Raw genomic sequence first — 21,335 nt, 5'->3', positions numbered from 1 at the left:
GCTACCTCTTATAAATTTGTTCACTGCAAATCTCTCTAAGACAAACTCACAGGTGAACAAGGTCTGCACCTACACCTATGTCGCTCTCGCTGGTTATTAACAGAAGTTAATTTATTAACCATCGTTTACAAACATACGCCTTCTAGCTAAATAGATCAACTGCTGTTAATATAAAAATTAACGGAGGGTTATTTTATGGCTGACAAACTTCAGCAAGCCGCACTTATCAGCAAAAACATAAAGCACATGCGAGAATTACTTGGCTGGACACAGGCAAGGCTCGCTAGCGAAGCTGGGATAACAGCGGCAGCACTGAGCATGATCGAAAAGGACGAAGGCCGAATGCCAACTATTGTTGTGCTGAGGAAAATCGCTTCGGCATTGGGTGTTAAACCTTATGAAATAACAGGAGAAGATGCACCAGAAGATTCTGGAGATAAAACGATTGAGTTCTACCGAAAATGGGGAGAACTTGATAAGCTGCCAGAACAGGATCAGCGTATATTGCGAGAAATGATGGAACGCTTCACCAAGAAGTAAGGAGTTGGTATGGAAGAACAAAAAGGAGCAATGGAGGCCGAATCTTTACTTGAAGATCTGGGTTTTGATCAGTTACCGATCAAAGTAATTCAATTTATTAATGCCGTTTCAGACGAAAGCTTTCCTATCAGAATGGAATTCCATGCATTTGTATCCGATCAGTTTTTAGGTAAGGCAATCGGTAGTCAAGATGGGGCTGGAATTATTATTAATAGCAATATTCCAGATTCTCGGCGGCTAAATTTCACTGCGGCACATGAAGCAGGCCACGTTTGTATGCACATAATGCAAGGCTCCTCTCAAGATTTTGCGTGTGGCAACTCTGAGCTTGGAGATTATTTTAAAGATCCGCTCGAACGCCAAGCTAATGGCTTTGCATCTGGGCTACTAATGCCAAAGCGATTGGTTAAGTCTTTGACTGATGGCGACGTAAACTGGCATAACATCAAACAAATATCCGATCTATGCGACACCTCTTTGGAGGCTGTTTTTAGAAGACTATCATGGCTTGAGAAAGCGCCTGTGGCGATGGTAATCCACCAAAACAAGCAATTTAAGCGTTTTGTTCCTACAAAGCATTTTAATTTTTATATAAACCAAACTAACCTATCCTCAGAGCAATTGGATTCTTGTACAAATGTCAGCCAAGAGGCATTTCCTAGTGACTTTGACGTTGTAGACCCGATAGATTGGGTTACACCAGAGCGAGATGGCATGAAGTTACTGGAGTTATATGCAAGCTCAATTGTACTCAAAGACGGGTTTATTTATACATTACTTAGTTACGATGATGACTGCCTGGAAGAAGTTGACATCTAATTTTTGCGGTTTGCAAACCTAATAGGCCAGTTACATAGTCATAGCAACAAACTTGGTTTTCTCTGAGTCGTAAACGACTGTAAGGTTAAAATTTCAATACGGTACATAGTATTGATTGGGATCTCAAAGATACCCATTTAGGAGTTTGTTTTTCTATTACTTTAAGAGGGTATTATCCCCATAGAAATTTTTATCTGAAATTGACGAATTAGAGTTAAGACTTTAACTCAGAATTGTCCCAAAGTGATTTTGCTAAGGTTTAATAGACATTCGTAGTAAAATTACAGTTTCTCACTTTAGTTATTTTATAGTTGCTCCTATTTGTCAGACTATGAGTACATTTTATGTCAATGTATGGTTATATGTTTTAGCTAAGTACTTGTTCCTAGGTATGCTGCTATGTCATGGTTTGGTTTCAGCGACACGAATTACTCTTTAAATTCCGTTAGTTTTAATTGCACTTAGATTCTGCACGTTCCAACCCAAGAAGGGGCATCCAATTAACAATAGCCACATCACTCACATTGTAATTTGTCTCAATGTACGCTTTTATGTCATTTAAATCAGATTGATACTGAATTGGCATTACACTCAGGATAGTCACTGTGCATTGAACTTGCTGACCTGTCTGATTTGACAAACCAATATAAAATACATGGTAATGATGTTTTTCTTCCATTCGTGATTTTCCGCGATTAATTAACGATGTGTCACATCGCCAAAGGAACACGCTTGACAAAAAACATTGCCGTTTAAGTCTTCTCTAACTATCGTTGTATACGCACTGCAACCATCACATTCTTGCAACGTACCAACAAGCGAATCATGATCCGCAGAATTGTTTGTCATAGAAAGCAAATTTGCATGTTCCCAATTAGCTTTGTGTTGAATCTCCCATTCTCGATACTCGTTCAGATAGGCGTAAGCCGCAGTTAAAGCAGAGTCATAATCGTCAGTTGCCATCATCTTAACAATAGAGCCATGATCGTAGTGTGGTGTTGAGAAATACACTTCTTCTTTATCGTCATCTAGGTACAACTCGCAATTTTCAATCTTGAAGTATTGAAATTTACTTAGGTACTCTTTCGCTTCGATGTGTGAGTCCCTAGAGCACTGATTGAATGTGTTAAACCAAATTCGCGGCCAAAGATCGTAGCATGGAAAATCATCACTTTCGTAGTCGCGACTAAATTTCTCGTCGAGCTTGTTTTCTAAGTCATCAATCCAAGTCAAATTAAGCATTAATGCTTTTCGCTTCTCATCCCACTGGCGATTAAAAAACACATTACAATCTTGCGTGATAAATTTGAAATAAGACGGAGCCGATACAATTACAGTCATTTTTTAGACTTTCCGTTTGATTTTAAAGAAGGTCTTGATAAATAGTTTTGCTTGGAAAACTAAGGAGTCTTTGTCGCCATAATGTTTGTTAGCTTCTATATCACAAGCTACTGAGTAACAAGCATTATCCCAACGCTTTCTAACAGCAGCAGAAAAATAATCTAATACTTCTCTTATACTCATTTTGTAGCCTCAGCACAATTACTCAACTTAGCTTATTGTGAGCGAATACCGCTCACAAGTCAACAAGTAATGTGCGATATTCACACATTTTTGCTATTGCGATGTTTAATACCATCTACGATCAATTCAACAGCAGTACGTCGAGTTGCCCACCAATCATAGAACGTGCGGCGGGGTACTTTGGCAAGATCTGCCACCTCTTTTGCATCAAGTCCAACTTGAGCGCGGCAATATGCCGAAAAAGCCTCTTTATCTGCGGATTCCGCCATAAATTCCTCAAAATTTTACGAAACTAACAACTTTACAGTGTGCGCTATTCGCTCATAAATGGCAACAAGTTAAACCCAATCAAGACCGCACATTTCTTCGATTCGCTTTGGTTGAATAACAACATAGTCGATAGTAGTTTCAGGGCTGGCGTGGCCTAGTATTCGCGCTACTGTTTCAATCGGGACGCCATTGACTACTGCATTCGTAGAAAGCGATTTACGGCCTGAATGTGAGGATGCCAAGGGTAATCCGCATTTCCTGTAGATCTCCCTCATAGCCTGCTCTAGCGAGTCACAAGCCCAATACTCTCGTACCTCTCCTGATTCGAGCTTCCTTGGTTTCGGCTGTATCGAGTAAGGAGCACCACGAACTGTATACAGAAACCGTGACTCGGGTATTAATCCTTGGAAGTCAGCGCGGCCAGATACGCCCCACTTTTTAACTAAGCGGTGATCAATCCATTGCTGAATAATCTCCATCGATGTTTTGTTTGTAAGCCAAACGGTTCTTGGTTTCAACATCTTACAAATGCTGGCTGGTAGGTGGATTTCTTCTTTGATTTTGCCATTGGCAAAAAGGATGTGTTCAGTTTTGAGTAGTGCAATCTCAGTCACGCGCATAGCGGCGTGAGAAAGTACAACAGCACAGCGTTTACCTTCGCTATGCTGCATGAGTTGGCAGGTTTTCAGGACTCGATTGATTTGGGCAGGTGTTAGTGCGTCAGCGCGGCTCATTGTCTGTATTTCCTCTTTATTTGGGGATATGCAGACAATAGGATTTTTTCACTGCCTAATCAGTTTAACACGGTATTCCGTAAGCCTTTCACGGAAAGCAAAAGCGCCCCGAAGGGCGCTAGTTTTGGAGGACTTGTTCAGTATCCAAGCCGCTCTACGGTAGCTAACAATTCAGCATAAGTGGCGTTTTTAACTTTTTCGTAGAGCGTCTTGGCAGCATCTATTCCCTCGATGTAATCATCAGAATCTATGATCTCATGCGCCAAATGCTCGATAAAAGACGGCTCGATAAATGAGCCAGAAAGCACATTTAACAACACTTGCTTTTCTGCTGACTCTAAGTGAATCCCCGCTTGGAGTTGCAAATATTCGTAGCGATCCCAAATCTGATTTAGGCGCTCGGTCGTCCCTTCTCTCCTTTCCTCAAGGTTTGCCCTTAATTTTGGGGACGGGGTAAAACTCGGATTGCGCGGTAATTGGCTCATAAGACTCCAAAGCCCTGTATTACAGGGCTTAATAAATTTGATGTTAGATATTTGATTGATTGCGCATGTAAGCGCGATACCAGCTACGACATTGCTTTTCAAAGCTGGCCTCAGAACGTGCGGAAAGTGTGTTACCCATGAAGCCACCGCCCACACAAATTTGTCTGCCTAAAGTCCCGCTGCGACCTTGGGATTCAAGACGAATATATCCTCCGTCTAACGGCATCCAGAAGTTAAAAGTTTCACCAGTTTTACGAGATTTGATTGATAGATTTGCCATGATACTTTCCTTCGCCTCACCCGCTTATGCGCTTCGGCTCTCCGATGGTTAACGCACGACGCACTAACCTTAAACATAGTGTATGACAATTGTCATACTGAGGCAAGCGATATTTTTAAACTTTTGCATTTTCCATCGTTTCCGTGGCCTTTAGCCGATGGCCAGAACGTCACGGAAAGCAAAAAACGCCCGAAGGGCGCTTATTATGATAATTAACTACTTTGAGGCAACTTAAATCAAATTAATCAATTCTGCTTGAATAGCTGATATCTGTGCCTGATATTGAAAAGGCACAGGGCTATCATTAAGGCGAGGATCATAAAAAGTAATTACATCTTCATCCTCTGCATATTCTTGATTAGCAATAGCTTCATGCTGTGCTAGAACATGCCCAGTCGCAGCTTGAATAGCTGCTAATCTGTCAGAGCCATTAAACAAGACATAGACGGCAGCTCTGTATGCAATCTCATGTCTAATGTTATCTTCGTGCTCTTCCTCGCCGAACTCGACCATCAAATCCGAACCAATACCCATCCCATACCTCGACTAAAAATAAAAGAAACACAATGCCGCATTAAGGATATATACCGCGCTGATTATTGATTAGCAACCAATTGAAAAAATTTATACCCTAAAATACATCTAAACCGTTCTTTGCTTAGTAACAACAAGTGTATGTTGTTGGTCAACATCTGAAATATCATCTTCGTCAACATCCACACCCCAAGCGGTCACAATCTCATCTGTGATATCTCGCGATGTTGCCTGGGTTATCAACATCGTATAGCTCATGTGTTCAATCCTATGGACCAGTGCTCGCTCTAGAGAGGGCTCAATTGTGATGATTGTTAGCTCGTTGGTGCTGCAGATTTCAAATGCTTCAAGCACTCTTGTTAGTGCCACTTGCGCATTTGGACAGCGATAATCTTTCAGGTCGACGATCATGCCATTAGCTCCAACGTAGGAAATACCTTCAGGTGTTGACACAGTAGAGCGCCAATTCGTTTATCGCTACCGCGAACTATCTTGTGGTCTTCGTGAGTGACTACGCTGTGCTTTATCCAAAATTTATCCGCTTTATCTGCAATGGGTAGATTCAGATTTTGGAACACACTGAAAGAGTCATCCCCCGTGCCGTTCACCACAATTGCATCAAATATTGATCTACCAAGTAGACCTAAGCCATTGGTGAACACTACTTTCGTAAACATGGCGGCCTCATGCTGAGATTTGTAGTCTTGGCCATCGAGCATGTTTACTGGGAATTTGGAGATTGCTTCCTTCAGAAAATCCCGGCAAATTCCTAGCGTGACTTCAAAGTGCTCTGCGTCAGCTAATGATTTGTCAGCTGTAGAAGCTGAGACTCCTATGAACTTCAGAACCATCGCTTTGAATTGGTCGAATTTCCACATTGTTCCACAATTGATTTTACCGTGCAGCCCTATTCGGTCTTTGAGTCGTTTGCCTTGGCTAATTTCCATTTCAAGCAATTCATGACATAACGCAGCAAACGGTGTACGGCTGTTAAAGTGGTGACTAATTGATTTATTTGGTTTTTTTAGTGATACATGGTAATCACTGAATAATTGGCGTATTAGCTTTGTCGCAAACGGAGTGGTAAGAGATTCGTCAGCGATATGAATGAGCTTAAAGCTGACGGTGAAATCATTAAAATGATCTTTGTATTGGGCTAACAGCCATTTAATAAAAGTGGCTCGGCCTTGGCCGTCAGCAATAAATCTGTCAGCCGTTGCAGGAAGTTCCGCAGTGACCACGGACCGATTACCTATCTTCATTTCTTCTAAGACGGTCAACTCATTACAGAAGAAAGTCATATTCGGGAATACTGCCGCGTCGGTTTCCTGCCAGTACCGCTTTAGGGCGTTAACACGACCTGAGTCCACATCCCGCTGGCGTTTCAGTTGCTCGCTTAAAACGTCACTGTTGGCCTCTACGGGAAAGTGCTTGGCGAGCTCTTCGAAAGTAATCACGCCTTCGTATATCGTGACTCCGGCTTTATTGCTTAGGCCTTCTTTAGCCTTGAAAAGTGTCAGTGGCAAAAGTGTTGATTGATGTTCTGTTGTGGCCATCGGTTTAGCTCCATCGAAATTGATAGAGACATGATTTCACGAACCCGAGATCTGGCAAATTTTGCTGATTGAATGGGTTATTTCTGGGGCTTTAAAGCGGAAATTTGCGTGAATTGCGATGTGCGAGATCATCTAGTCATCTCTGATCAAGGCGACATTCACAATGAACAACCCCCAACAGCTCGTAGACATTTTCCAGTTCGATGCACAAGACCAAGAAAATTTAAAAGTAGTCTATGAGCAATTCAACCAAGGTGTTTCTGCGCTTCGCACACTCATTGAAAGTGAGCCGGTGGTGTTGCATTGTGGGCTCTCAGGGAAAGACAGTTCAGTCGTGGTGTTAATGGCAGTCGAAGCCTATCGCCAATCCATTCAGGCTGGCTTAGTCGAGCCATCGAGACCATTACTCGTCGTCACCGTGGATACGGGGGCTGAAGCCATCGCGCTTAAAATGTACGTCCATTATGTCCGTAAGCGATTACTGGAGTTTGGAAAGCAAATTGGGATTAATCTCTGCTACGACATTATTCAGCCGCCAATCAATGACCAGTATTTTATCAAGTATACTGGGGGGCAAAAACTGGTGCCTTCGGTTACACGTCACCAAGATTGCAGCATTATTCTCAAAATAGACCCGTCCGAGCGCTACATTAAGCAAGCGATTAAAAAGTACAGTGAATGCAGCTGCTACAAACTGGTTAGCTGTGTAGGCAGTCGCATTGCCGAAAGTCATCACCGCGCAGGCAACATGAAGAAGCAGGGGCTTAGCTTGATTACGGCAGGCTCAATTCTGGCTGATATGGCACAGGTAGAAGCCGCTGGCTCCAAAATGTATAAGCTGGCGCCGATTAAACACTGGGAAACTGAACAGGTATTTGACCTGCTTCGGATAGCCGGTAGCAATCCCATTAAACGAGTCCCAGGTATCGTCATCGATACTTACCTGACTAACTTCGGTCTTCTGTTAGAGCTTTATGGCAATGGCTCAAATGAGGTTTGCGACATCATTGTGGGGCAGAAAAACAGTGGTTGTGGGGGTAAGGCACGGTTTGGCTGCGTGACCTGCACCCTTGTTGGTAAAACCGATAATTCAGCTACAGGACTTTCAAAATTACCCCGCTGGAATGCGTTAGGCAGTGAAAATGCACTTCGAGTGAGGGATTACCTTTGGCGTTTAAGCAATGATATGGACGCCAGAGCCCTTCATGCTCGAGCTTACGATCCGGTCACTTACAATCGCGTCGCGCTACAGCCAAACACCCTTAAACCCAAGTATTTAGAGAAGATGGTGCGTTACGCCGCCCAGCTGACATTGGATAGCATTCGGATTGCTAAGGAGTTCGCAGAGCTTGTTGCTAACGGTCGAGAAATCGAGCATGAAGGGTATCGCGACATCGCCAACGACCCTAATATCCCACCTAAGACCAAGCGATTATTTTTGGAAATGTACCGCGAGTGGGCTCAAGACCCCAAGAGCTTGAATTACCTATTTGACGAAGCACAAAGCCTGCTATTATCTTTTCGCTGGAGCATTGACGGTATCGGGGCCGCGCCATTCCGTCCTTACGCAATTTTCAAGCAATTAGAATCTGGCCACGGCTGGATCCCTTACCCCAAACTCAACTCTGAAATGGACGATACCAGCACTCAGGTAAATCAAACCTTACCCGAGGCGGTAATGATGCCCATCCTCAAATCTGAGGTTGCAGAGGATTTTGCAAAACATCCGGTTAACCTGTTGGACTTGTGGACGCGGCCGCATGATATGTCAGACGTTTACGACGAAGACCGTAACTGCACCATCTCGCGCTTTGCTCAGCATAATGGCGATATCGTGGTGGAGTATGCGATTAATTTTGAGTTCGTGCCGGAAGGTCAGAAAACCACTTTGTCCAATGTCAAAGAATGCTGGTTATTGACTAAGGCAGGCCTTAATCAATACCGATTTGCCTATCGCGCCGAAGGGATAAGCGTTAAGGTAAATGGCCGGACGGTCAACGAGGTAGCCAAAGCATTGCTGCTACCGTCAATTCAGCAGCAGATAGATAGCAGGGTTTGTGGTGTGCAGAATACGTTGTGTGAGCAATACGGCCCAGAAGACCATCACACCGGCTGCGAAAATCTCTGTAAGGCGTTTACGGACTCATTATCTAGTGCGCTTGGTGGAAAACAACGACAATCGCTGAATATTCCGTATCTGCAAAGCATTAGTCTACTGACAGGCTACAGGCCGGAAGCTCGTAAGACCGAAAGCGCAAACCAGTTCTCCCGCCGTGTCGTTAAAATCAGCAAACAGGGTATTGAGAAGGGCAATTCTAGGATGGTGTTTTACAAACCAAAATTGGACTGCAGATTACATGAGGCACACCAACAGACTTCTTCTTTGTTAGTGCCTAACTTCTCTGGCTTTACTCAGCAGGCTATCGCGACCCACGAAGACCTGTCATTTGACCCAGCTGCCACGGTAGAAAACATTCAGCTATCCGAATTGTCGCTTGAGAAATGGTATGCCATTGATGGCCCAAGACGCGCCTTGCAGCTTCACAGGGACTTTATGGCCTATTTTTGGCGGAACCGCCACAGCTACGGCTACAAAGCAATTGATGTGCGGCGCTACTGTGGCACCCATGTGGCTGAAACCTTGTTAGCTGAAGGCGTGATCACCATTAAAACGAGCTATTGGGGCCAGCTGCAAGCCATTTTAAAGCGCACACAGATATTTCAGCAGCTCGGAATGTTCAGCTTTCAGTCTATGCCTTACATCGATGTTGCGAACCATCCCCGCGCCATCGATATGACCCAGCATCGCAGGGATAAGACAGAAATCCTTAATATCATTAGAGCGGAGCGAAATGCCCAGCGCCACGGGGTTAAAACCGCCCTAACCAACGATGACACAGTAGAGCGCCTAGGACTTAATATCGAGCGCGTTATTCAGGAAGCAGGTTGGGCAGTAAGGGAAATGATAGATGGTCTTAATAGCCATTTACTCCATATAAGATTTGATACCTCAGACGTAGGGGTAACCCAGAAAGCTGGAGTGTCTAAATTGTGGCTGGCACTGATGTTCGGCGGCGTGACCCAGATTGATGATTTACTGAAACAGCTGCTATCGCCTGCTCAGCTAGTTCAACTCAAAGAGCATCCGAGCGACTACCTCAATGTCAGCAGACTCATGGCCAAGTCGTTGAATTTGATTGTCGCTGAAATTAACCGAGCAACCCATGATTGGAGCGACGCTATATCAACGCTCAAACAGCAATTATGTAAAGGCTTAACGCGGGAAGAGTACAAGGTCGCCGTCGGCTCCCTGGTGCCAGCCGACGTGTACGACCAATCCATTTTGGAGTGGTGGAAGCCAAACCCTGACAACTTCAAATTGTTGCTGGGAAAAGCGTTAGAAACAATGGAAGAGAACTTGAGCTTTATTGAGTCACTTAACCAATCGTTACAACGAGTACTGCGCCTAGCAATGCCGCAGGCAGCTAACAAGATGACTCTGGGGGCACGCTTGGCGGCATTGAAGCAGAAGGCAGCGTAAGGCAAAATTTGCGTGATTTGGACTTGGTGAGATCCTGTATTTAATTAAACAGGAGCCTTGCCATGCCCAGATTCGATTTTAAAGACCCTCTCAATCCACGTTTGGCGGAAAAGCCGCAAGTATGGCAAACGCCCTTTATCCGGCTAGCGAACCGCATCCCTCCAAGTTACCGCATCCACTTTGTAGGCGTGACTGTAGATCACCGCTTAGGCTACACCGGAAGGCGCCAATTTCACTCGCTGGCTCAGGCTCTCACTTGGGCCGAATCAATGTATGGCGATTCGTGGTCGAATAAACGCTTTACTCAGGCGTTGGATTTAGACGCGCTATTGGACTGCACCAGTCGCCCAATACCCGATAAAATTAAAAATATCCTCAAAGCCCTATTCAATTAATTCAGGGACTTGCTATGCTGGATTAACAACAGCTTAGGGGGTGAAATGGTAGAAAAGACGTTAGGCACTCTGTCTATTTTGATGATTGTTCTAGCAGTTTATGCAATGGCGGATCTAAATTGGTCGGCAATGGCGTACCCATTAGCGATATTGGGTATGATTTACACTTTCAAAAACTCCATTAAAGGTAAAGAAAATCACCCCAAGGTTAAAAACGGTTTAGCCTTAATACTGCTAGGGATGGTTTTGCCGATAGCTTTCCTTTTGATAACGCATGAATTGGCGCCTTTCGGTCTCATAATAACGATGATAATGATAATTGTCGGGGCGATTAATATTATTAAGGCTATTACTGAGACTTCTGATTAAAGCTAACCAACTAACCGTTTAAATACAGCAATCAATAACAGGGATATTAGATAAACTCTTTGTTTAAGGGGCTGCTTGCCCCTTAACGTCAATTATTCATATCAGGCATTAAAATAGTGAACAAAATCACCTGCCAATTCCTCTGTCGGTGTGTCAATTGCAATTCAGATACTCGTACTAATATCCAGTTTAATATGCACTTGTTTGTAAGCGCCTAACGAAATTATGAATGTCTCGTATGGGACATATACACGTTGCTTAGCTTCCATTTGCTTTGTTGCAAACCAATCTATGAACAACGAATGACGCAAGTAACCAATTTACTTTGATACATATTTTTTCCCTAACAATCACTTGAAGGCGTATAGGCTAGCGTACCGCTTAACGTTATCTTATCCTGCCAATAACTTTCTTTGCAGTCACGGATCATTGCGTTAGTTCCATTCATTCCAGCAATGTAACGCAACTTAAGGGCAGTATTAAAATCAACAAGAACTCCCGATAGATGTTTGCATGATTTATCGAAAAATTGCTTTTCATATATTTCCAATTCTGGCGGTAGTAACTCAATCGGCAACCCTAATGAGGTTTTTCCATTATTGCCTCTATCGGGGTTAATTGTTGTATCTTCAAACTTAACAGCATATTTCACCATCTCACTCGGCTCAAAATAAATATCCAATTTATTCAGATCAAACGGTGGATGCTGGTTTTGGTAATCCTCATATTTCGACAACTCCCCCCACTCAGAAATACTATCCAATTTATTCAGAACAAGCTTTGGCTTACGTGTTTTGTTAACCACAAAGCGGATAAAGAATCCCAGACCCACTGCTAACGAAAGCTGAATGAGTGTTTCAAAACTTAATGTAGGTAGCTCACCTAGCCCTATGATCAGCATCGTGATAAGAGCACCTAGCAACATCAAAAGTGTATCTTCTATAAATTTTTTCATAATTTTTCTCGTACTCAGCTTCGTATGATAATTTTCAACCAATTTTGCAGTTGGTTAAATTGCACTATTGACGCTTCAAACAAATGCAAACCCTAAACGTTTACAATTCTCTATGAATGTTGTCCAGAAAAGTCAAGATCCTCCTTATTTGGGACTAGAAATTTAAATCGGTCATCAAAATCATCCCCATCTCCATTAATATACATTGCTGTCATACTTTGCCAAGGTGATACGAATTTCGACTCAAACCCAATCTATCTCTAAATAATGTGGTAAGCATAAATTATCAATATCAACACCTAATTCACGGAAAAGATTTTGGAACGGTTCTACTCCGATACTATTTGTGCTGAAATTCGAAAAATCTTTGAACGCATAATTTTCAAATCGCTCTAACAACTCTATATCTCGAATACGTTTTTCGCGTGAGTGTAATACCCACTCAACCATTAAATCGAAATGTTCTTCATTATATAGAGCAGCAATATCAGACCATCTTATCGCTGATATTCTCCCAGACTCAATAAGATCACTAAGTAGGCAGCAAATCATGTAAATTCTATTTTTTGCTTTGTTATTATAGGCTTGGTCGCTTGCTAGATAAATGAAAAGATATGATAAACCGTCACATAAGTCATATTTATTTCGAAAGCGTAAATACTCAACATGTTCTACGCCTTTCAATAGTGAAATAAGCGTAGGGCGCCATTCTAAATCATTTGTATACCAAGGCTTCGACATTTGTTCTATGGCGTATAACATGCTAGAAGTTAAATTTGGAATATGCTGTGATATAACTTTGAATGCTCTTTGATTGTTATAATTCCAATCATTTTCAACCAGCATTCTAGCTCTAAAATCGTTCTGACCAAGCAAATAATTTAGGGTGTTATTATTATCAAACCCAAGAATTTGTGCGTAAATATCAGCAGCAACTCTGCCGCTAACAATTTTTTCTCCGACAGTATAATTAATTGCTTGAGAAAGAAATTTTCTGCGTACTTTTAATATATTTTGATGCATGAATACATACTCCATAATAATTGGATTTAACTGACGCGCCACTCACGTCAGTCAATGCATGTATGCATGATTAGACGTTATTTAACACTACAGCTTTTGTCCGCGTGGCATGGAAATGGTTGCTGAATCCCAGTGCTAAGATGCCAAAATAAATAGTTACGGTCAATAGTTCTTGACGATGTTCCTTATAATTAAGCATTTTTCTGTTCCGTCACTGATTTATTACTTTTTTATTAGATTCGTCTTTTCAATACAGCTAAAAGACAATAAGCGCTCTCTGTTTCATGATGTGGGATCTGAAGCTCAGCAATCGATTCCAGTACACCCGCGGAGTCAATGCTTGCCCCTGCCCGTCTGTTTTTACTCGCGTCCGATAATTACAGTTATCGGACACGAGTACCCACCAGCCGAAAACCATATTAGTGTGATGTCATTATACTAAACAATACTGAAGGGTTTGCGTGGCGTTGGTGCCATGATGCATTAGTGTGGTGTCACTATATTAAACTGGGTGGGATGGATGATTTTGCGCTCGCTTTGCCGAGTATAACCCCATTTGACTCGGACCTTGTATGTTTGTCAGGCGTTAACCGTGATTTTTCATGATTGATTAGTGCGTGGGACACACTAAACCATAAATATTTAGTATGGTGACACTATATTAATGTCAAAATTTGCGTGATTTTTAAAGCGTGAGATAGTTTGAACATCGAAACTTAAGAGGGTGTTCCAAATGTCTCATTCCGTCATGTTAGCCGAACAAGGTGAGTTAAACTTTTCAACCGCACAACGTGTAAGGCACTTGAAGGCGGAAGAGCAGGATTTTGAGTGGTATCCTTCGTCTGAGCATATCATTGATGTAGTTCGACGCGACTTGGTTGAGTCTAAGTTCTTAGAGTCTTACAACAGAGAGTCATCCTTGCTTGATATTGGCGCCGGAGATGGCCGAGTTTTAAGCGCCCTTAACATGCCACTTGAAGATCGTCGCGGCGAAATGAGCCCACCATTTTACAACCTGTACGCCATTGAAAAGAGCCTAGTCCATTGCAGCCAGCTCGATAAAAAAGTGCTGGTTATTGGCACTGACTTTAATCAACAAACCCTTGTTGATAAGCCAGTTGGCGTCATTTTCTGTAACCCTCCTTATTCTGCCTTTGAGCAATGGGCAACCCGCGTCATCACTGAGGCTAATGCCGAGGTGTGCTATCTGGTATTGCCACAGCGTTGGTCTGGCAGTCGAGATATTGAAAACGCGATTAAAGTACGTGAAGCCGAAGCTGAGGTCATTGGCACATTCGATTTCCAAAATGATTGTGATCGCGAAACCCGTCATTCAGTGCCGGTTGACATTATTCGGGTGAATTTAGGGTATAAAAACCATCGTCAATGCAAGGTAGACCCCTTCAAAGCGTTCTTTGACGCTAACTTTGACCTAGATTTGGCTGAAAGTGATTATTCTGCAAAATTCAGAGGGCCATCCGATTCTACTCAACAAAAGCTCAATGAATTGGTGCCAGGTGGTGACATGGTTAAGGCTATGCAATCGCTTTACGATCACCAGATGGCCAAGCTAATGGGTACTTATTCCGCACTCGCTGAAATTGACCCTGATTTACTGAGAGAACTGGAAGTATCTAAATCTTCGGTTCTGGAAAGTCTCAAGCTCAAAATCAAGAGCCTCAAGAGTCTGTTTTGGAAGGAATTATTCTCTAAATTTGATGCGCTGACTTCTCGCCTGACATCATCTAATCGCAAAGCGTTACTAGAGCTATTGGAGCGTCATGTAAGCGTCGATTTCACTGCCGAAAACGCCTATGCGATAGCTCAATGGGCAATAAAACATGCTGATGCTCTTCAAGATGATCAGTTCAAGGATTTCTACCTATCTATGTGCCAAGCGGCAAACGTGGTGAATTATGTTTCGAACCAACGCACCTTCAAATACGACGGCTGGCGATATCGTGAGCTGGTCAAGAATGGTCACATCTCCCATTTCAAATTGGACTACCGCTGTGTAATGGAAAATGTAGGCGGCATCGTTAATGGTTACGACTATAACAGCTATTACAACCAATGCGGTCTGTCTTGTCGTGCAATCGAATTTATCACTGATTTGGTCACCATCGCTGGTAATCTTGGTTTCGATACACGCGGCACACCAAAGGCTTATGAGTTCAAATGGGCCAGCAACAAAGCCCACGATTTTAGATACATACAATCTAACGGCTCTAGCGAGGTACTGTTCTCAGTTCGTGCGTACCTTAACGGTAACCTACATATTAAGATGAACCCTAAGTTGGCGCTAAAGTTAAATGTAGTGGCTGGTAAGTTGTTTGGCTGGGTTCGTAGCGCAGAAGAAGCGGCGGATGAAATGGAGGTTCCAGCATCTCAGGTCGTGGAAGTTACTGAAATGTTTGGCCATTCGTTATCGTTAACGCATAACTATCAAAACCTTTTGATGGCGGCTTAATCCCTCCTATTCAGACGGCGCAAAGTACAATTTTTGCGCCGTTTTGCATTTGTGAGATCCTTTACTCAGATAAGAAATTCAGTTGTTAGAGGTGACTATGTTTGCTGCATATTTGGTTATAGGTGTGTTTGGGTTCGTCGCGGGCCTAATTGTTTTGCTCAACAAAGGTAACCCATTACCTGCGGCAATTCCTCGTGCAGCACCGCTTAATATCATCCCAAGTACGATCCCATGTGTGGCTAATCAATACCAATATGGATGTGATGATTAGGCTGGTTTTAATCGTAGAACGGGCGCTTACCATGATTATCTTATCAATCCAGCTACAGGGTTGCTTACGCTGAACGGCGCTTTGGATGTGGCAGGTAATCCTTTAGGAGCTGACTTGACTCATTCAGGCATCGATAGCGGTCACGACTTTGATCATGACTTTGGTATGAATCATTTGGGGAGTGATTTTTAATAGAATTATTGTGGACTACTCAAGCGGTTGCAGGCCAATTCTATGCGTTACAGCAAGAGCTGGTTTCGTTGAAGCCGACGCTAATTTTGCTCTGTAGTGAGAAGAAGCTGCCCCACCACGCCCTCGCCTTTGATTTTTACCAAGGCACGGGGTATCTGAGTATCGTGAAGCAATGGTCACAAGTAGAGTTATCGCAGGTTTTTAACCTATTTTTCCTTAGCGCCAAGCATGGGTTAATCCACGCATCGGAGCTGATTGAGCCCTACGAACAGGTAATGACTGATGAACGGGTATCGACGTTAGGCGCTAACAAAGTTCTGGTTAGCAAAGCCCAGCGCCATATCCAATCCATGAACTACGATGCCCTCTATACCTCATGCTACCAAAACGGTATCAAAAGGCCTTTTCTGAGTTAGCTGATCAAGCAACTGGCAGATTTAGCCAAATCGTCCCAGCTACAGGCGGGATATTAAGTCAGCGTGGCCAGTTAAAGAGGCTTCTCGTAAATGAAATTGATTTAGCTAGGCAGCGCTCAAGATTGCTCCAAACGGTTGTGAGGACGTTTACCGATTCTCCCCCAATGCAAGAACTGCATCATGTCGTTAGCGTTGGGGGTTGGGTGCGCCCTTGACTTGCTGGTGCGTGTCAGGATGCCACATTTGCCGAGCCATGCGAGATTGCGTTTATAGAGTGCTCACCCTCCGGCTGCGTCGCTTTCTGGGATACAAACGGCAAGCAATGGAGCAGGTATAGCATTAGCGCGGGGATTAAACGGTTTGGCCTTAGCGGTGAAGCAATGCCCGTTACGGCATGATTGAAGCAAGTTTGTAATATTAAAATCCTGTAGAATTTACTCAAAATTTGCCAGAAATTGAACCTATGCAATGATGATCTTACATTAATAACTGAGAGAAATAAGATGCAAATTAGCCCAAGTATTTACCTTGACCAAGCGACCAGTTTGTTAGCTCCCCTGCCGTTCCTAGAGGACAACGGCGACGCGGATAGCTACTATCAGGAATACAGCTTTTACGTCGATACGCCTAACCCGCTGGTTAAACTGGAACTCGCAGTCATGGTCAATGCCGAGGTGCTGACCGATAGCGACCATGCCCCCATCGTGTTCACCTACGGCATTAACCTTGGCCAAGGTAACGGTATTGAGGATGGTGCCAATTTCTACGTCGAGGACATCGAGGCTATCAAGTCTGGCGACTTCGAACCGATTAACTCGGTTGAATTAGCTCTTCTTCAAGGGGCCATCCCTATGCTGAATAAGATTGTTAGTGCCTTGCAAAGCAATCCACTGGTCTGGAAGGTGGTGAGCCAACAGCTATCAAAATGTCGCTGAACCCATACATTGACATAATGTACCCATAGTCTGACAAATTTAACTCATTCAATGACATAAAAATGGCTTTTGTAATCATGTTACAAAAGCTATTTTCTTTAATATTAGTATGTTGAACAATTAATAACCCATAGATTGACAAAAAACTGCATGCCAGTACACTAAATGTACACTATTCGTTCGAATTATACTCATGTATATAAGAAGCTTACGCAAACCATCACCGAACAAAAACGTATTTAAATTCGCTAGCGCAAAAGTAAGCGAAACGATAATGTGTGAAAGTTCATTGGAATTTGATGCGTGCTTTCATCATGAATACAATGATTGTATAGAGATGTTTGGTAGCCAGCCTGAAGGGTTTTATTACTATTTTGAGGGCAAAAGATTGCCCTATACACCTGATACGATAGTTCACTTTATCGATGGGACGGTAAAGTTCCACGAATACAAACCTTATAGTAAAACATTCGATCCAATCTTTAGGGCTAAATTTCTAGCAAAGAAGGCGGCTGCTCAGTCTTTAGGTGCAGATCTTATATTGGTTACTGAACGTCAAATCCGTGTAAACCCGATTCTAAATAATCTTAAAATTTTGCATCGATATTCGGGAGTTTACGGCTTGAGCGACATTCAAGTTGAACTGCTCAATCTTATAAAAAAAACAGGGAAAATTAGTGTTAACGATGTGGCAACAAAGCAATCATTAACACTAGGGGAAACCCGCTCACATCTGTATTCTCTTATACATAAAGGATTGATTAAGGTTAACTTAAAACAAGATGATCTCGATTGTAACCCCGCGGTATGGTGCATTGAATGATGGACTTCGAGGATGAGTTCAGTGAGTCTGAATTAGTCAAGCAGCCCGATACCCCTATTCAACGACGCGCAACGGCTGGGCGATGTAGCCGTAGAGCTGAAATCACACCTTCCTATTGAACGGCAGGCCCGCGTCATCGGCGCGACTTGGCTTGACCAGCAACTGATCGGCGGTGGCCGTGGGCTGGGCAACTTGGGCTTTGGCGGTGATACCAAGCAGGCCATACAGCAGCGAGCCGATTTCCTCGAAGAACAGGGGCTGGCACAGCGCCGCGGGCAGCGCGTCATCCTCGCGCGCAACCTGCTGGGCACGCTACGCAATCGGGAACTAGTGCAGGCCGCGAAAGACATTGCGGCGGAAACCGGCCTAGAGCATCGCCCGGTGGCCGACGGGCAGCGCGTAGCCGGTATCTACCGGCGTTCCATTATGCTCGCCAGCGGGCGCTACGCGATGCTCGATGACGGCATGGGGTTCAGCCTTGTGCCGTGGCGGCCGGTAATTGAGCCGCGACTGGGACAACAGCTTGCCGCAAAGGTTATCGGCGGAAGTGCCTCTTGGGAACTTGGACGAAAGCCCAGTATCGGTATCAGTTAGATATCAAGGGAAGCTGAGTACCAGGCGCAGTCTGCTTGGCTGCTGTGATTCTTCTTAGAGATTCAATCAATGCCATAAACTCCTTGGATTGCCTCAGTGCTTCGCCTCCCGCAGTTTGCAGGTCCAAGACATCCGTAGCCTCGATCGTGAAGGCTGTGGGCACGCGCAGCAGCGAATGCCGGATCTTGTCGTCCGGCACGTCGTTCAGACTTACGCTTACTACGTAGATTTCTGCGTCGGCCGCAAAGGGGCTGTCCGCTTGGCCACGGGTGCGGACAATCTCGGAACGCCAGTGTTGCAGGTCGTCGTTAAGCATGGCCAGCGTCACCTGGGTCTCGCGAGCGCCGGCACCGAAGATCAGCGACTCAAGTACTTGCGTCGTGCTGGGAACTCGGTCGCTACTGTCCACTCTCTCGCTCAGTCCTCGTTCGGAGTTCACCGTCACCAACACGAGTCGGCGCAAGCTTCCGGGCTTGACCTCCGAGAAATTGGCGCTCATTGAGCCCGAAGCTACTAGCCGGTCTAGCATCAGACGTACGCCGAGGTTGTCGGAGACACCACCGTCCACGAGGTGGATATAGGGCCGATCGTGCGCATTGAGGTAGCTGTCTATGCCGCTTTGCAGGATGCGTGATCTGTAATTTTGCCCTCTGACAGGCAAAGATCGGAGAGGCGGCGGACAGGTATTGGCGTTGTTTCGCACCGTTACGGGCGACAGCACCAGCGGTACTGCCGACGAGGCCGCCACCGCGAAAGACAGCGGCGTTGCATCGAGGTCGGAACAGATTAGCCGGAATTGCTCGGTGGTGAAATCGAAAGGGGCACCGGTCGTGAGGTCGGTTGCCGTGATCATCAGTTCGGGCGCGCCCGGTCGTCGGCGCACGTCACCAAAGGTGCGGCCTTCAAAAAGTTCGTCCAAGCGTTGAGCCAGGATCTGGCTGCGCCCAAACCAAGGTGAAGTTAGTCTATAAAGACGCTCAGGCCCCAGAGCTTCACGTATGAGTCGCCCCTCAAAAGGCACAAGCAGAAAATCCGGCTCGAAACGAGTCAGCGTGGCATCGCCGAAGGCCGCGAAGTGCGCGGCAAGGATGCTGCCCCCCGACACTCCGCTGACCAGGAACACCTGATCCAACAGAGTGGTCTCCTGGCCCTCTAGCGCGAAGCGTGTGGCCTTGAGTTCGCGCAGCACGCCCAGGCCGAAGGCCGCCGCCCGAGCGCCCCCGCCTGACAGTGTCACCGCTACAACCACCGGTTGGTTGACCTCCGACGGCCTGATGCGTTGGTCGTTCTCGGCGAGAGACATTAAGGCGGCGTCGGAAAGTGTCGGGTTGATCCAAGGACGGTAAGTGGAACACCCTGTCAGAACTACCGTTGCCAGCACACCGGCCAAACTCCATCGTGTGAATTTACACACCTCCAGGCGCTTTACCTCTGCAAGCAGCACCACGCAGCGTTTCGAATAGACAAGAACGAGAAACGCCGGCAATTTTGCGACGAAGCAGAGCCACTCCAGAATGCTGCAGACGTTACAAGAACGGCACCCTACGAATCCCCTTGATGAGGCTCCTCGCGATCCGCGCGAAGTTATGGAATAGCAGCTATTCACGAGCCAGCACTTCTCCAAGCGCTATTGATCCGTTCAAGGCAGGTGGTGATTGCAGACTTTGCATGCCCGAGCAGTGTGTAGGAGCCTTTGAAATCCGCGAGAGCGTTGCCGTGCTCGAAGCAGCTAGCAGCAGCCACCCGACGATCTGTTTGTTCATCTACTGCCTCAAACTCCAAACTAGCTCCCCCAGTTGTCACTGGTCCAACAAGCAACGTCGTTAGGGTGTTGACTGCTCTATTGGGCGTCTCAATGGTCGTAATTGCCACACGCACACGTATGCGGCCTGACGATGCGGGAGCTTCGGACTTAGTTTGGAGATGTCGCAGTTCACTGTTGACGTGATCGAGAAGCTCTCGCACTTGCTCAGCTTCAAGCCCACCTATGCGTCCAGTTGCCGTCACTACCTGAGCATCCTCGACTAATATTTCCCGGTAACGACTGGGTTCAAAGCCTGGCGCCTTGAAGAGCAGAACATTTTCGTACTTCGTTTTTCCCAATACATCGTAATCACCAAGAAACCCTGATCGAGTCATTCCGTTTGAAGCACAGCCAGATAAGGTTGCCGTGAGGCCTGCCAGCAGCACAAAATGGATTAATGAAATAGGGCGTTTCATAAGGATGCGCTCCCGTGTTTGTTGCGCTTTCTTAGAGATGGAGGGGGCTTCAGCGCCGTTGTCCGCCGAATGCGACTCCTCTGGGCTTGATTTCATACGAGTTGCCATGGTGAAACTCCAAAGATGCTTGATTTTTGAACCGTCTGGACGGTATAGTACACGCCATGAACTATGCCCGTCAAGACGGCCTCCTCAATTCACAACCTAGTGGCTCAACATGTCCGATCCCTACGCCCGCCGCGGCCTTACTGCTGTTGCATTCCTATCGATCACGCTTCTCGCCGCGTGCAGCCACTCGCCTCACAGGGTGGAGACATCACGCGTTGAGGTTCCGGCCAAATTCATGAACGAAGCGGGTCTGGCTGTGCAGCAGGTGCCAGCACAAGCAC

The 21,335-nt window shown here is 45.2% G+C and carries 24 protein-coding genes and 1 pseudogene; 11 read left to right on the top strand and 14 right to left on the bottom strand.

What is annotated here, in order from left to right:
* The first annotated feature begins 195 nt into the window (after positions 1 to 195).
* Positions 196 to 540: a helix-turn-helix domain-containing protein gene (locus L5M28_RS05390; RefSeq protein ID WP_011711669.1), complete on the top strand. Its 345-nt coding sequence runs from the start codon at positions 196 to 198 to the stop codon at positions 538 to 540.
* A gap of 9 nt (positions 541 to 549) precedes the next feature.
* Positions 550 to 1,359 carry an ImmA/IrrE family metallo-endopeptidase gene (locus tag L5M28_RS05385; protein WP_011711670.1) on the top strand — a complete coding sequence of 270 codons (810 nt, stop codon included), beginning with the start codon at positions 550 to 552 and terminating at the stop codon, positions 1,357 to 1,359.
* Between the two features lie 451 nt (positions 1,360 to 1,810).
* Here the strand turns inward: L5M28_RS05385 and L5M28_RS05380 are convergent, their stop codons facing one another.
* The 10 genes from L5M28_RS05380 to L5M28_RS05335 form a co-directional block, all read right to left on the bottom strand.
* A complete protein-coding gene (locus L5M28_RS05380; protein WP_069453482.1) occupies positions 1,811 to 2,038 on the bottom strand; it encodes a hypothetical protein in 228 nt (75 codons plus the stop codon).
* Positions 2,039 to 2,058: 20 nt separating this feature from the next.
* Positions 2,059 to 2,700: a hypothetical protein gene (locus L5M28_RS05375; protein ID WP_069453481.1), complete on the bottom strand. Its 642-nt coding sequence runs from the start codon at positions 2,698 to 2,700 to the stop codon at positions 2,059 to 2,061.
* A gap of 3 nt (positions 2,701 to 2,703) precedes the next feature.
* Positions 2,704 to 2,883: a hypothetical protein gene (locus tag L5M28_RS05370; RefSeq protein WP_069453480.1), complete on the bottom strand. Its 180-nt coding sequence runs from the start codon at positions 2,881 to 2,883 to the stop codon at positions 2,704 to 2,706.
* Positions 2,884 to 2,963: 80 nt separating this feature from the next.
* Positions 2,964 to 3,152, bottom strand: coding sequence for a hypothetical protein (locus tag L5M28_RS05365; RefSeq protein WP_041413370.1), 189 nt, complete (start codon positions 3,150 to 3,152; stop codon positions 2,964 to 2,966).
* Positions 3,153 to 3,221: 69 nt separating this feature from the next.
* On the bottom strand, positions 3,222 to 3,887 hold the full coding sequence (locus L5M28_RS05360) for a tyrosine-type recombinase/integrase (RefSeq protein ID WP_011711671.1): 666 nt from the start codon (positions 3,885 to 3,887) through the stop codon (positions 3,222 to 3,224).
* 137 nt (positions 3,888 to 4,024) lie between these two features.
* Positions 4,025 to 4,372, bottom strand: coding sequence for a hypothetical protein (locus L5M28_RS05355; RefSeq protein WP_011711672.1), 348 nt, complete (start codon positions 4,370 to 4,372; stop codon positions 4,025 to 4,027).
* Positions 4,373 to 4,415: 43 nt separating this feature from the next.
* Entirely contained in the window at positions 4,416 to 4,652 is a 237-nt protein-coding gene (locus L5M28_RS05350; RefSeq protein ID WP_049796112.1) for a hypothetical protein, read from the bottom strand.
* A gap of 231 nt (positions 4,653 to 4,883) precedes the next feature.
* Complete coding sequence (locus L5M28_RS05345) at positions 4,884 to 5,186, bottom strand: hypothetical protein (RefSeq protein WP_011711673.1); 303 nt, start codon at positions 5,184 to 5,186, stop codon at positions 4,884 to 4,886.
* 108 nt (positions 5,187 to 5,294) lie between these two features.
* Complete coding sequence (locus L5M28_RS05340) at positions 5,295 to 5,597, bottom strand: hypothetical protein (protein WP_041413373.1); 303 nt, start codon at positions 5,595 to 5,597, stop codon at positions 5,295 to 5,297.
* On the bottom strand, positions 5,594 to 6,742 hold the full coding sequence (locus L5M28_RS05335) for a DGQHR domain-containing protein (protein WP_011711674.1): 1,149 nt from the start codon (positions 6,740 to 6,742) through the stop codon (positions 5,594 to 5,596). Before L5M28_RS05335 ends, L5M28_RS05340 begins: the two co-directional genes overlap by 4 nt.
* A gap of 163 nt (positions 6,743 to 6,905) precedes the next feature.
* Here L5M28_RS05335 and L5M28_RS05330 point away from each other — a divergent pair, with 163 nt between their 5' ends.
* From L5M28_RS05330 to L5M28_RS05320, 3 genes are all read left to right on the top strand, one after another.
* Positions 6,906 to 10,283: a phosphoadenosine phosphosulfate reductase family protein gene (locus tag L5M28_RS05330; RefSeq protein ID WP_263202695.1), complete on the top strand. Its 3,378-nt coding sequence runs from the start codon at positions 6,906 to 6,908 to the stop codon at positions 10,281 to 10,283.
* 62 nt (positions 10,284 to 10,345) lie between these two features.
* Entirely contained in the window at positions 10,346 to 10,678 is a 333-nt protein-coding gene (locus L5M28_RS05325) for a hypothetical protein (RefSeq protein WP_088213178.1), read from the top strand.
* A 45-nt stretch (positions 10,679 to 10,723) separates the two neighbouring features.
* Positions 10,724 to 11,047, top strand: a complete 324-nt coding sequence (locus tag L5M28_RS05320; RefSeq protein WP_088213179.1) for a hypothetical protein — start codon at positions 10,724 to 10,726, stop codon at positions 11,045 to 11,047.
* A gap of 343 nt (positions 11,048 to 11,390) precedes the next feature.
* On the opposite strand, the gene L5M28_RS05315 is transcribed toward L5M28_RS05320, so the two are convergent.
* Both L5M28_RS05315 and L5M28_RS05310 read right to left on the bottom strand, forming a co-directional pair.
* Positions 11,391 to 12,002, bottom strand: coding sequence for a hypothetical protein (locus tag L5M28_RS05315; protein WP_218737387.1), 612 nt, complete (start codon positions 12,000 to 12,002; stop codon positions 11,391 to 11,393).
* 243 nt (positions 12,003 to 12,245) lie between these two features.
* The gene (locus L5M28_RS05310) at positions 12,246 to 13,025 is read right to left on the bottom strand and encodes a hypothetical protein (protein WP_088213021.1); all 780 of its coding nucleotides are present in this window, start codon (positions 13,023 to 13,025) and stop codon (positions 12,246 to 12,248) included.
* 733 nt (positions 13,026 to 13,758) lie between these two features.
* Between L5M28_RS05310 and L5M28_RS05305 the strand changes: the two genes are divergently transcribed.
* The 6 genes and pseudogenes from L5M28_RS05305 to L5M28_RS05280 all read left to right on the top strand — a co-directional run.
* Complete coding sequence (locus L5M28_RS05305) at positions 13,759 to 15,495, top strand: DUF4942 domain-containing protein (RefSeq protein WP_259560943.1); 1,737 nt, start codon at positions 13,759 to 13,761, stop codon at positions 15,493 to 15,495.
* A gap of 471 nt (positions 15,496 to 15,966) precedes the next feature.
* Positions 15,967 to 16,374: a DUF6884 domain-containing protein gene (locus L5M28_RS05300; RefSeq protein ID WP_259560945.1), complete on the top strand. Its 408-nt coding sequence runs from the start codon at positions 15,967 to 15,969 to the stop codon at positions 16,372 to 16,374.
* Between the two features lie 503 nt (positions 16,375 to 16,877).
* Positions 16,878 to 17,309, top strand: a complete 432-nt coding sequence (locus L5M28_RS05295) for a hypothetical protein (RefSeq protein ID WP_263202693.1) — start codon at positions 16,878 to 16,880, stop codon at positions 17,307 to 17,309.
* A 274-nt stretch (positions 17,310 to 17,583) separates the two neighbouring features.
* Positions 17,584 to 18,132: a TnsA endonuclease N-terminal domain-containing protein gene (locus L5M28_RS05290; protein ID WP_244096581.1), complete on the top strand. Its 549-nt coding sequence runs from the start codon at positions 17,584 to 17,586 to the stop codon at positions 18,130 to 18,132.
* The gene (locus tag L5M28_RS05285; protein ID WP_263202692.1) at positions 18,129 to 18,251 is read left to right on the top strand and encodes a hypothetical protein; all 123 of its coding nucleotides are present in this window, start codon (positions 18,129 to 18,131) and stop codon (positions 18,249 to 18,251) included. The genes L5M28_RS05290 and L5M28_RS05285 overlap by 4 nt, the downstream gene beginning before the upstream one ends.
* Positions 18,196 to 18,726: pseudogene (locus L5M28_RS05280) on the top strand (DUF3363 domain-containing protein); the annotation flags it as partial. The gene L5M28_RS05285 and the pseudogene L5M28_RS05280, both read left to right, overlap by 56 nt.
* Here L5M28_RS05280 and L5M28_RS05275 read toward each other — a convergent pair.
* Entirely contained in the window at positions 18,719 to 20,212 is a 1,494-nt protein-coding gene (locus tag L5M28_RS05275; RefSeq protein WP_263202690.1) for a patatin-like phospholipase family protein, read from the bottom strand. The pseudogene L5M28_RS05280 and the gene L5M28_RS05275 sit on opposite strands and share 8 nt — an antisense overlap.
* A gap of 116 nt (positions 20,213 to 20,328) precedes the next feature.
* On the bottom strand, positions 20,329 to 21,054 hold the full coding sequence (locus L5M28_RS05270; protein WP_225741049.1) for a DUF3313 family protein: 726 nt from the start codon (positions 21,052 to 21,054) through the stop codon (positions 20,329 to 20,331).
* Between the last annotated feature and the right edge of the window lie 281 nt (positions 21,055 to 21,335).

The organism is Shewanella sp. SW32 (assembly GCF_025653365.1).
Classification (GTDB): domain Bacteria; phylum Pseudomonadota; class Gammaproteobacteria; order Enterobacterales; family Shewanellaceae; genus Shewanella; species Shewanella oncorhynchi.
This window is presented reverse-complemented; position numbering and strand designations above follow the sequence as displayed.

What these genes read in the sequence shown, in the direction of transcription:
- L5M28_RS05390 (WP_011711669.1), top strand. Translation starts at nt 196, where the DNA reads ATGGCTGACAAACTTCAGCAAGCCGCACTTATCAGCAAAAACATAAAG.
- L5M28_RS05385 (WP_011711670.1), top strand. Translation starts at nt 550, where the DNA reads ATGGAAGAACAAAAAGGAGCAATGGAGGCCGAATCTTTACTTGAAGAT.
- L5M28_RS05380 (WP_069453482.1), bottom strand. Translation starts at nt 2,038, where the DNA reads ATGGAAGAAAAACATCATTACCATGTATTTTATATTGGTTTGTCAAAT.
- L5M28_RS05375 (WP_069453481.1), bottom strand. Translation starts at nt 2,700, where the DNA reads ATGACTGTAATTGTATCGGCTCCGTCTTATTTCAAATTTATCACGCAA.
- L5M28_RS05370 (WP_069453480.1), bottom strand. Translation starts at nt 2,883, where the DNA reads ATGAGTATAAGAGAAGTATTAGATTATTTTTCTGCTGCTGTTAGAAAG.
- L5M28_RS05365 (WP_041413370.1), bottom strand. Translation starts at nt 3,152, where the DNA reads ATGGCGGAATCCGCAGATAAAGAGGCTTTTTCGGCATATTGCCGCGCT.
- L5M28_RS05360 (WP_011711671.1), bottom strand. Translation starts at nt 3,887, where the DNA reads ATGAGCCGCGCTGACGCACTAACACCTGCCCAAATCAATCGAGTCCTG.
- L5M28_RS05355 (WP_011711672.1), bottom strand. Translation starts at nt 4,372, where the DNA reads ATGAGCCAATTACCGCGCAATCCGAGTTTTACCCCGTCCCCAAAATTA.
- L5M28_RS05350 (WP_049796112.1), bottom strand. Translation starts at nt 4,652, where the DNA reads ATGGCAAATCTATCAATCAAATCTCGTAAAACTGGTGAAACTTTTAAC.
- L5M28_RS05345 (WP_011711673.1), bottom strand. Translation starts at nt 5,186, where the DNA reads ATGGGTATTGGTTCGGATTTGATGGTCGAGTTCGGCGAGGAAGAGCAC.
- L5M28_RS05340 (WP_041413373.1), bottom strand. Translation starts at nt 5,597, where the DNA reads ATGATCGTCGACCTGAAAGATTATCGCTGTCCAAATGCGCAAGTGGCA.
- L5M28_RS05335 (WP_011711674.1), bottom strand. Translation starts at nt 6,742, where the DNA reads ATGGCCACAACAGAACATCAATCAACACTTTTGCCACTGACACTTTTC.
- L5M28_RS05330 (WP_263202695.1), top strand. Translation starts at nt 6,906, where the DNA reads ATGAACAACCCCCAACAGCTCGTAGACATTTTCCAGTTCGATGCACAA.
- L5M28_RS05325 (WP_088213178.1), top strand. Translation starts at nt 10,346, where the DNA reads ATGCCCAGATTCGATTTTAAAGACCCTCTCAATCCACGTTTGGCGGAA.
- L5M28_RS05320 (WP_088213179.1), top strand. Translation starts at nt 10,724, where the DNA reads ATGGTAGAAAAGACGTTAGGCACTCTGTCTATTTTGATGATTGTTCTA.
- L5M28_RS05315 (WP_218737387.1), bottom strand. Translation starts at nt 12,002, where the DNA reads ATGAAAAAATTTATAGAAGATACACTTTTGATGTTGCTAGGTGCTCTT.
- L5M28_RS05310 (WP_088213021.1), bottom strand. Translation starts at nt 13,025, where the DNA reads ATGCATCAAAATATATTAAAAGTACGCAGAAAATTTCTTTCTCAAGCA.
- L5M28_RS05305 (WP_259560943.1), top strand. Translation starts at nt 13,759, where the DNA reads ATGTCTCATTCCGTCATGTTAGCCGAACAAGGTGAGTTAAACTTTTCA.
- L5M28_RS05295 (WP_263202693.1), top strand. Translation starts at nt 16,878, where the DNA reads ATGCAAATTAGCCCAAGTATTTACCTTGACCAAGCGACCAGTTTGTTA.
- L5M28_RS05290 (WP_244096581.1), top strand. Translation starts at nt 17,584, where the DNA reads ATGTGTGAAAGTTCATTGGAATTTGATGCGTGCTTTCATCATGAATAC.
- L5M28_RS05285 (WP_263202692.1), top strand. Translation starts at nt 18,129, where the DNA reads ATGATGGACTTCGAGGATGAGTTCAGTGAGTCTGAATTAGTCAAGCAG.
- L5M28_RS05270 (WP_225741049.1), bottom strand. Translation starts at nt 21,054, where the DNA reads ATGGCAACTCGTATGAAATCAAGCCCAGAGGAGTCGCATTCGGCGGAC.